The 8,890-nt window shown below is 73.2% G+C and carries 9 protein-coding genes and 3 tRNA genes; 11 read left to right on the top strand and 1 reads right to left on the bottom strand.

Features of this window, described 5'->3' with window-relative positions:
* Nucleotides 1-173: 173 nt before the first annotated feature.
* Nucleotides 174-1,235: a hypothetical protein gene (locus tag AB0O00_RS22630; RefSeq protein WP_363654490.1), complete on the top strand. Its 1,062-nt coding sequence runs from the start codon at nt 174-176 to the stop codon at nt 1,233-1,235.
* A 90-nt stretch (nt 1,236-1,325) separates the two neighbouring features.
* Here AB0O00_RS22630 and AB0O00_RS22625 read toward each other — a convergent pair whose 3' ends face one another.
* The gene (locus AB0O00_RS22625) at nt 1,326-2,387 is read right to left on the bottom strand and encodes a M48 family metallopeptidase (protein WP_363654488.1); all 1,062 of its coding nucleotides are present in this window, start codon (nt 2,385-2,387) and stop codon (nt 1,326-1,328) included.
* A gap of 248 nt (nt 2,388-2,635) precedes the next feature.
* On the opposite strand from AB0O00_RS22625, the gene AB0O00_RS22620 reads away from it, so the two are divergent.
* The 10 genes from AB0O00_RS22620 to AB0O00_RS22575 all read left to right on the top strand — a co-directional run.
* Nucleotides 2,636-2,782: a hypothetical protein gene (locus AB0O00_RS22620; protein WP_363654486.1), complete on the top strand. Its 147-nt coding sequence runs from the start codon at nt 2,636-2,638 to the stop codon at nt 2,780-2,782.
* Nucleotides 2,783-2,946: 164 nt separating this feature from the next.
* Complete coding sequence (locus AB0O00_RS22615; protein WP_363654484.1) at nt 2,947-3,099, top strand: hypothetical protein; 153 nt, start codon at nt 2,947-2,949, stop codon at nt 3,097-3,099.
* A gap of 153 nt (nt 3,100-3,252) precedes the next feature.
* On the top strand, nt 3,253-3,885 hold the full coding sequence (gene nadD / locus AB0O00_RS22610; protein ID WP_363654482.1) for a nicotinate-nucleotide adenylyltransferase: 633 nt from the start codon (nt 3,253-3,255) through the stop codon (nt 3,883-3,885).
* A gap of 14 nt (nt 3,886-3,899) precedes the next feature.
* Nucleotides 3,900-5,759, top strand: a complete 1,860-nt coding sequence (locus tag AB0O00_RS22605) for a LytR C-terminal domain-containing protein (protein WP_363654480.1) — start codon at nt 3,900-3,902, stop codon at nt 5,757-5,759.
* 170 nt (nt 5,760-5,929) lie between these two features.
* A complete protein-coding gene (gene rsfS, locus AB0O00_RS22600; RefSeq protein ID WP_363654478.1) occupies nt 5,930-6,388 on the top strand; it encodes a ribosome silencing factor in 459 nt (152 codons plus the stop codon).
* Nucleotides 6,385-7,032, top strand: coding sequence for a histidine phosphatase family protein (locus tag AB0O00_RS22595; RefSeq protein WP_363654492.1), 648 nt, complete (start codon nt 6,385-6,387; stop codon nt 7,030-7,032). Before rsfS ends, AB0O00_RS22595 begins: the two co-directional genes overlap by 4 nt.
* Nucleotides 7,033-7,183: 151 nt before the next feature.
* Nucleotides 7,184-7,256 (top strand) — tRNA-Ala (locus AB0O00_RS22590).
* A gap of 44 nt (nt 7,257-7,300) precedes the next feature.
* Nucleotides 7,301-7,373: transfer RNA gene (locus AB0O00_RS22585), tRNA-Ala, on the top strand.
* Between the two features lie 198 nt (nt 7,374-7,571).
* A tRNA-Ala gene (locus AB0O00_RS22580) sits at nt 7,572-7,644 on the top strand.
* 143 nt (nt 7,645-7,787) lie between these two features.
* On the top strand, nt 7,788-8,890 hold a 1,103-nt coding region (locus AB0O00_RS22575; RefSeq protein ID WP_363654476.1), incomplete at its 3' end, for a hypothetical protein.

Genomic DNA, 8,890 nt, shown 5'->3' with positions numbered 1-8,890 from the left:
GGGTCGACCCGACGCCCGTACCGGCCCCGCCCGCCGAGCCGTCGCTGGTGGTCACGGCGCCGGCCGGCTGAGCCCGCGCGGGTCGTGCGCCCGGGGCGGGCGGTCACGCAGCGTTCCCGGGAATCTGCGTGAGCACCCTCGTGACGGAGCGGGGGTGCGCCTACCCTGGTGGTGTGGGTGACCCGCGAGAGCCTCCGGAGGGTACGCCCGACGGTGGGTCCGGAAACGAGGACGAGTACCGGTCCGTCGTCTTCGACGAATCGTTCGTGCGGGCTGCCCGGATCCAGGAGCTGTCCGCCCGGGAGCGGCTGGCCGGCTCCTTCGGCCGGGCCACCCGGCCCAAGGTGCGGCTCGGCCCGTTCGGCACCGTGCCCCGCCAGGCGCTCGCGCTGCTGCTGCTCATCCTGATGGCCTTCGCGGCCGCCGTGTACTTCGGGGTCAGCTCGCCGAAGGGTACCTCCGCGCGTCCCGAGGGCAGCCAACTGACCGTCAGTCTGGTCGCGTTGAGCCCGGCTTCGGCGGTGCGGCCGGTCGCCGACCCGGCGAATCCGTTCGCCGCGCTGGCGGCCGGGTACGGGGACGGGACGATCGGGCTGAACACCCCCGCCGGAGCGTCCACCGAGCATTTCAGCCGGGTCGAGGTGAGCAAGGCGCTCGACACCGTGCAGCGTTACCTGGTCGCCTCCTCGCTGGCGCCGACCGCGCTCGTCCAGGGCGCCACCGCCGACGTGCGGGCCTTCGTGACGCCCGGCGAGCAGGCGCAGTTCGACGCGAGCGTGGCACAGCCCGTCGACGACCGGCACCACGCGGTGACCGGCTGGGTGGTCCGCTTCGACCCGGCGCAGGTGGCGCTGGCGACCGACACCGTGAAGGTGATCGGCGCGATGCGGGTCGACGAGGCGGACAGCGGCACGCTGCAGATCACCACCGACCACACCTTCGTGTACGCGCTCCGGCAGGCCGGAGCCCCGGCCGGTGCGCCGGTGACGCTGGAGACCGTGCGCCGTGAGCTGACCTTCCAGTTCGACCGGATCGACCTCGGCGCGGCGCAGCTGCGGCTGGTCGACGCGGTGGTGCAGGCCGGGCCGGAGCCGTGCACGACGTCGATGGCGGGCTTCCTGCAGCCGGTGCTCGCGACCCCGCAGGGCACCCAGGTCCCGGGGCCGGCGGCGCTCGACCCGGGCAACCACGCGCACCCGGCGTGGCAGGTGTGCGGGGTGCTGGCCGGGAGCTGATCGGTAGCCGATCGGTGCCGGGGCTTTCCGGAACGACGACGGCCGGCGGCCCCGGGCGGGGCTCACCGGCCGTCGGCGGTGGTGTGGTTGTTACGACTCGTCGCCGTCCTTGGGCGCGGAACCGGAGCGCGTGCCCGCGCCCGTGAAGGTGTCGCGGATCTTGCCGCCCACGGTCGCGGCGCCGCCGGCCACGTCGCGGATCAGGCCCATCAGCGGGTCCTTGCTCTCCTTGACGGACGTCGTGTAGTGGTCGGCGGCGGCCTTCCACTGCTCGGTGACCGAGGTGTCCGGGTCGTCGCCGCGGCGCGGGTAGGCGCCGGCCAGGATCGAGCGGTACTCGTCGCTCTCGGCCCACTTCTTCAGCGCGGCGACCCGCACCACGGCGAACGGGTGGCTCTGCGGCAGCACCTGGAGCAGCTTGAGCACGCCGTCGCGCAGGTCGCCGGCCTTCTCGTACTCCTCGGCCTGCTCCAGGAACGCGTCCACGTTCATCTCGGCCAGGTTGTGCCCGCCGGCCAGCTTCATCAGGGCCCGCATGGAGGCCTGGAGGTCCTGCCCGGCCAGCAGGCCGGCCCGGTCGCTGGACAGCTCGGCCTTGCGGAACCACTCCTTGAGCGCGGTGACGATCGCCATGATCGCCAGGTTGCCGAGCGGCACCCAGGCGATCCGGGTGGCGATGTTGGTGAGGATCAGCAGCATCGTCCGGTAGACGGCGTGGCCGGACATCGCGTGGCCGACCTCGTGGCCGATGACCGAGCGCAGCTCCTCCTCGTCCAGCAGCTCGACGAGCCCGCTGGTGATCACGATGATCGGGGTGTCGATGCCGATCGTGTACGCGTTGACCGCCGGGTCCTGGGTGACGTAGAGGTCCGGGACCTTCTCCAGGTCGAGCACGTAGGCGGCGTCGCGCACCATGTCGTACAGCTCGGGGAACTGCCGCTCGGAGGTCTTCACGGCGGTGGCCAGGAACATCAGCCGGATCGCCCGCTCCGACACCAGGCCGGCGAGCTTCTTGAGGACGTCGTCGAAGCCGGTCAGCCGGCGCAGCGCGACCAGGGCGGAGCGGTCGGCGGGGTGCTCCCAGGCCCGGGTGGAGATCTCGGGGAAGCGCTGGCGGCGCCGGCTCGGGGTCTTCGCGGTGGTGTCGGTCATGGTTGAGTACCCTCCTGGTCGACGGCGGCCCCGGCCGGTGGCCGGCCCCCGCTGGTCTTCGCCTGTAACGACTGCCTGTGCAACGTCCGCGGTTGCGTACTCGTCCCCGGGGCCAGCGTACGCGCGGGCCGGGCCGCGCCGAAGGGGCCGGTGGCGGGCGCGGGTGTGAGGCCGGTTTACCCTGAGGGCCCTGGAGAACCGAGACCGGACCCGGCCGCGGTAACCGAGCAGTCCGAGGAGCCCCGCAGATGTCCACCGACGCCCTTGTCAGCCTGGCCACGCCGATCTCGGACGAGCCCGGCCCGGGCCTGTTCCTGCGGATCATCATCATCGCGTCGTTCGTCGGGGTCGGGCTGCTGATCTGGATCATGGCCCGCGCCTTCCGCGGCAACTAAGGCTTTGTCCATCGGCGCGGTGGCGCCGTTCGCTCACGTCCGGTCAGCGGCGGTGGGCCGCCGAGCGGTTGCCGCGTCACCCCCCGTACGATGACGGGTGGGCCCTCACCGGCCCGCCAGCACCCCCCAGGTCCGTCCTCCGAGCCGAGAAGGTCCAGCCGACCATGAACGCCGCCGCACTGCCCGTCCTGAACCTGCTCGCCGATGGCGAGGGGGGCAACCACGACAGCCTCAACCCGTACCTCACGGGTGGCGCCGCCCTGTTCGTCCTGCTGCTCCTGCTCTTCGTGACGACTCGCTTCAACCGGGACCGCTGAGCCGGCCCGGGGCCGCTCGGGGAGCGTCCGGCACACCGGCCGGCCGCTCCCTCACGCATGTCCGGGCCCTTACGCGGGTGCGGGCCGGACCCGCCGGCGGCCCCCACACGGGTGTTCCCGCACCGCAACGGGCGTCGCGTAAGGTGTCTCGCCATGGGAGAGCAGGCCGGGATTCCCGGCGGACCGGAACCGGTGAAGAAGCGCCTCGGCGTGATGGGCGGCACCTTCGACCCGATCCACCACGGCCACCTGGTCGCCGCCAGTGAGGTGGCGAGCGCGTTCCACCTGGACGAGGTGATCTTCGTGCCGACCGGGCAGCCGTGGCAGAAGAGCGACCGCCAGGTCACCCCGGCCGAGGACCGCTACCTGATGACGGTCATCGCCACCGCCGAGAACCCGCAGTTCTCGGTCAGCCGGATCGACATCGACCGCGAGGGCCCGACGTACACCGTCGACACCCTGCGCGACCTGCACGCGCAGCACCCCGACGCCGACCTCTTCTTCATCACCGGCGCCGACGCGCTCGCCCAGATCCTCTCCTGGCGCGACTCCGACGAACTCTTCTCGCTCGCCCACTTCATCGGGTGCACCCGGCCGGGGCACACTCTGTCGGACGCCGGACTCCCGGTGGGCGGGGTCTCCCTGGTGGAGGTCCCCGCGCTGGCCATCTCCTCCACGGACTGCCGCAACCGGGTCGCCAAGGGCGAGCCGGTCTGGTACCTCGTGCCGGACGGCGTGGTCCGCTACATCGACAAGCGGGCGCTGTACGCGCCGCACGGGACCTGACCAGGAGCGTATGCGTGACTGATCGCAGCGGCGGCGACGCGGGGCAGCGTCCGGAGGACTGGTCGACCGGGCAGTACCCGCAGTACCAGCCGTACGGGCAGCAGCCGGTGCAGGCCCCCCAGCAGTACGACCAGTACGGGCAGCCGGTGCCGGCCGCGCCCGCGTACGGGCAGGACCCGTACGGCGGCTACCAGGGGCAGTACCAGCAGCAGCCGTACCAGGCGTACCAGCAGGACCCCGCGCACGCACCGCAGCAGTACGACGGGTACGACCAGTACGGGCAGCAGTCGGCGCACGCCCCCGGGCAGTACGACCAGTACGGGCAGCCCGTGCAGGCGTACCAGCAGGGCGGCTACGGGTACCAGGAGCCGCAGCCGTACGGCCATGACGGCTACGACGGGTACCAGCAGCAGGCGTACCCGGCGGCCGGGCCGCAGGCCGGGGCGGCCGCCCCGATGGCCCCCGCCGCGCCCGAGCCCCTCGCCCCGGCGCCCGCCGTCGCGCCCGTGCCGCCGCGCCCGCGCACGCCCAGGCCCGCCGAGGCCGCGCCGGCCAAGCCCGCGCAGCCGTCCGAGATGGTCGGCGGCAGCCGCACCCCCAGGGGCGCCAAGGAACCCAAGGACGCCTATGCCACCGGTGAGTTCACCTTCGTCGACGAGGAGGCGGAGGAGACCGAGGACGTCATCGACTGGCTCAAGTTCGCCGAGTCCCGCAGCGAGGTGCGCGCCGAGCGCCGCCGGCGGCTGCGCAACCGGCTGATCGCCCTCGGGGCGGTCGTCGCCCTCGCCGCGGGCGGCGTCGGCGGCTACCTGTTCCTCACCGGCGACAACAAGCAGACCGCCGCCAAGGCGGCCGGCAAGCGCCAGGTCAACGTCGTGCACCTGCGCGACCTCCAGGGCAAGGTCTCCAGCGCGCTGCTCGTCAACGACGCGGCCGGGAGCAAGGGCACCGTGCTGCTGCTCCCCGACACCCTGCGGCTGCCCGGCCCCGGGGACCCGGCGGTCGCCTCCATCGGCCAGGCGCTCGACCCCTCCATGGGCGCCGCCGCCACCCGCGACGGCCTGGCCACCGTGCTCGGCGCCCCCGTGGCCGGCACCTGGCGGCTGGACACCCCCTACCTGGAACTGCTGGTCAACCAGCTCGGCGGGGTCCGGGTGGACACCAACGCCGAGACCCACGACGGCGGCAAGCCGGACGGCGCCCTGCTCGCCGCGGCCGGCAAGAACACCCTGCTCAACGGCAAGGCCGCGGTCGCCTACGCCACCCTCCAGGCGGCGGGGGAGAACCGCGACGCCCAGCTCGCCCGGTTCGGGCAGGTCATGGACGCCGTCGTGCGCACCATGCCGACCGACTTCAACGAGGCCAAGGACGACGTGCACCGGATGAACGCGGTGCTCGACCCGTCGCTGCCCGAGGACGCCCTCGCCGGGGTGCTGGCGCAGCTCGCCCAGCAGGCCAAGGACAGCCACTTCGGCACGGCCACGCTGACCGTCAAGCCGGACGGCTCGCTGGACGAGGCCACCGCGGGCAAGCAGGTCAAGGACGTGCTCGGCGGCACCGTGAAGTCCGCCGTCGCGGGCGACGCCCCGGCGCGCGTGTCGATCCAGGACTCCAGCGGCAACGACCAGGCGGCCGCCGCCGCGCAGGTCCAGATCGTGAACGCGGGCCTGACCTTCATCCCCGGCGGCGCCAAGGGCGCGCCGCAGGCGACCAGTGAGATCCGCTACACCGACGACGCCCGGCAGGCCGCCGCGAAGTCGCTGGCGACCAGCCTCGGGCTGCCGGAAACGGCGGCGAAGAAGGTCGCGGACGCCCAGAACGCCGACCTGGTCGTCGTCCTCGGCAAGGACTACCAGGCGCCGAAGACGCAGTAGCCGGACCGCCGGCGGTGCGTGGGGGCCGGGCGGCCCGGCCCCCACCACCGGGAAGCCTCCGCGCACCGAAAAAAAGCGGTTCGGGGGCCGCCCGGGCGGCGTGAGATCCTGGAAGGCGGTCCCGGCGGTGCGTCGGGGCAGCCCCCAAGCCGCCGAGCCGGAAGAACACCGTGACCGTCACCGACCACAGCCAGCAGCTCATCACCGTCGCCGCGCAGGCGGCGGCCGACAAGCTGGCGCACAACATCATCGCGTTCGACGTCAGCGAGGTGCTGTCGATCACCGACGCCTTCCTGATCGCCTCCGCGAACAACGACCGCCAGGTCCGCTCCATCGCCGAGGAGATCGAGGACCAGCTGCGCGAGCAGCTGGACATCAAGCCGGTGCGCCGCGAGGGCGAGCGCGAGGGCCGCTGGATCCTCCTCGACTACCTGGACATCGTCGTGCACGTCCAGCACTCCGAGGAGCGCTCCTTCTACTCGCTGGACCGGCTCTGGAAGGACTGCCCCGAGCTGCCGCTGCCCGAGGACGCCCTCGCCTCGCGCAACCGTCCGGACGCCCACACCGACCAGGCCGGCAACGCCGTCGCCCCGGCCGACGACTTCGGCAAGCCCGAGGAGCAGTTCTGAGCCGCGACGCGCGGGGCCCGCGCATCGTCTTCTGGCGCCACGGCCAGACCTCCTGGAACCTCGAATCGCGATTCCAGGGCACGACCGACATCGAGCTGACCGGCCACGGCGTGCTGCAGGCGCAGCGCGCCGCCCGGCTGCTCTCCGGGCTCCGCCCCGACCTGCTGATCTCCTCCGACCTCAAGCGGGCCAAGCGCACCGCCGACGAGCTCGCCAGGATCACCGGGCTCGACGTGCAGCACCACGAGGGCCTGCGGGAGACGTACGCGGGCTCCTGGCAGGGGCTGACCAACGCCGAGATCCGGGCCCGCTACCCCGAGGAGTACGCGGCCTGGGCGGCCGGGGAGCCGGTGCGGCGCGGCGGCGGCGAGCTGTCCAGCGAGGTCGCGGACCGCTCGGTGCCCGTCGTGCTGGAGGCCGTCGACAAGCTGCCGGAGAGCGGGACGCTGGTCGTGGTCAGCCACGGCGGGACGATCCGCACGATGCTCGGGCGCCTGCTCGGTCTGGAGCCGCCGCTCTGGGAGTGCTTCGGCGGGCTGTCCAACTGCTGCTGGTCGGTGCTGGGCCGGGGCGCGCGCGGCTGGCGCCTGCTGGAGCACAACGCGGGCACGCTCCCGCAGCCGGTCATCGGCGACGACACCTGAGTGTCGGCGGCGGGGTGTGGAGTGGGAGCGCGGGCCCCGGAGGGGGACCGCAGGGGCGGATTTCGCAGTTCCGGGCCTGACCAGCTAGAGTCTTCCTCGTTCGCAGGGAAGGAACGCGGCCCGGAAGGGAAGCGGGAGATCCGGTGACTGCGGGGCTATAGCTCAGTTGGTAGAGCGCTTGCATGGCATGCAAGAGGTCTGGGGTTCAATTCCCCATAGCTCCACTCCGCACCAGTGGTTCCGGCCAAGCCGGGGCCCCACGTGTCGCGGGGCTATAGCTCAGTTGGTAGAGCGCTTGCATGGCATGCAAGAGGTCTGGGGTTCAATTCCCCATAGCTCCACAGTCGGCGAGAGGCCGCCACCCGCATCGGGTGGCGGCCTTCGTGCGTTGTGGGCCCGGTGTCTCGCGGACGTGCCGTCATCCGCCCGGCCCGGGGCCCGCGGCGGAAACGGATTAGGGGAGCACACGGGTGACCGTGTAAAGTAGTCGATGTCGCCGAGGGAAGCCGGACGGAAACCCCGGTGACATCGCAGGTCAAGGGGCTATAGCTCAGTTGGTAGAGCGCTTGCATGGCATGCAAGAGGTCTGGGGTTCAATTCCCCATAGCTCCACAGAAGTTGAGGGCCGCTTCCCGATCGGGAAGCGGCCCTCGGCCGTTGCCGGCCGTGCTCGCCTCCCGTGCGCGCCCCGCCGTACGCCACTCGTCTGTGCATGCCACCGGCACGGGACCCGGAAGGACCGCTACCGTCGTGCCATGGCCGATCTGGAGCGAAGGCGGAACGAGGAACTGGCCCGGATACTGCACCAGCTCGGCTGGAGTCCGGAGCGGCTCGCCCGCGAGGTGAGCCTCGCCCTGCCGCCCGGCCTGGCGATCAGCTCCACCGCCCCCTACAAGTGGCGCGACCGGGGCATGGTGCCGCGCAGCCCGCACGACCAGACCGTGTGCGAGGTGCTCAGCCGCACCCTCGGCATGGCCGTCACCTACGAGCAGCTCTGGGGCCGCATGGGCGGCCACCGCGGCGCCAAGATCCTCTCGCCCCGGCTGCTCACCGACCCGTGGACCGCCGACACCGCCCAGACCGCCCTGCGCGAGGCGGCCACCGACGCCGGGCCCGTCCGCCTCACCGACTTCTTCCGCAGCGCCGACCTCGACCAGGCCGCGGAGCGGCTCTCCTCCCCGCCCCCGCCGGTCGGCGGCGGCGAGGGCGCCCTGCGCGTCGACCCCGGACTCGTCGGCGAACTCGGCCTCTCCTACCGCAGCAAGCAACGGCTGGAACGCTCGTGCGGCGGCGGCCTCGTCCTCGGCCCGGCCCGCGCCGAACTCGCCATGGTGGCCAAGCTCCTGGAGCTCGGCGCCTACGACGAACGGCTCGGCCGCGACCTCTACGGCCAGGCCAGCCGGCTCGCCCGGCTGGCCGGCTGGGCCGCCTACGACCTCGGCCACGACGCCGCCGCCCAGCGGGCCTTCGTCGCCGCGCTGCGCGCCGCCCACGTCAGCGGCGACGCCCGGCTCGGCGTCTTCGTCCTCGGCGGCCTCGTCGTGCTCGCCACCCAGGGCGCCGGCGGGCGCGGTCTGGACGCCGTCGCCGCGCTCACCACCGCCCTCGACGCGCACGGCCACGCGCTCGGCGCCCCCGGCCGGGCCCGCCAGCTCGCCCGCATCTCCCGCGCCTGCGGGCGCCGGGGCCTCGCCGAGGAGGCCGCTGAGGCCGCCGCCCGGGCCTTCGCCGAACTCGACGGCCTGCCCGGCACCGAGGAGGCCCGCGCCGACCTCGCCGGCATGGTGGGGGAGGGCCGGCTGTTCCTCGGCGACCTCCGCAAGGCCAAGACGCTGCTGGCCGAGGCCGTCGCGGGCCT

It is taken from the genome of Kitasatospora sp. NPDC093558 (genome assembly GCF_040683475.1).
Lineage (GTDB): Bacteria > Actinomycetota > Actinomycetes > Streptomycetales > Streptomycetaceae > Kitasatospora.
Note: the sequence above shows the minus strand (reverse complement) of the source record. Positions and strands in the feature narration are given on the sequence as shown.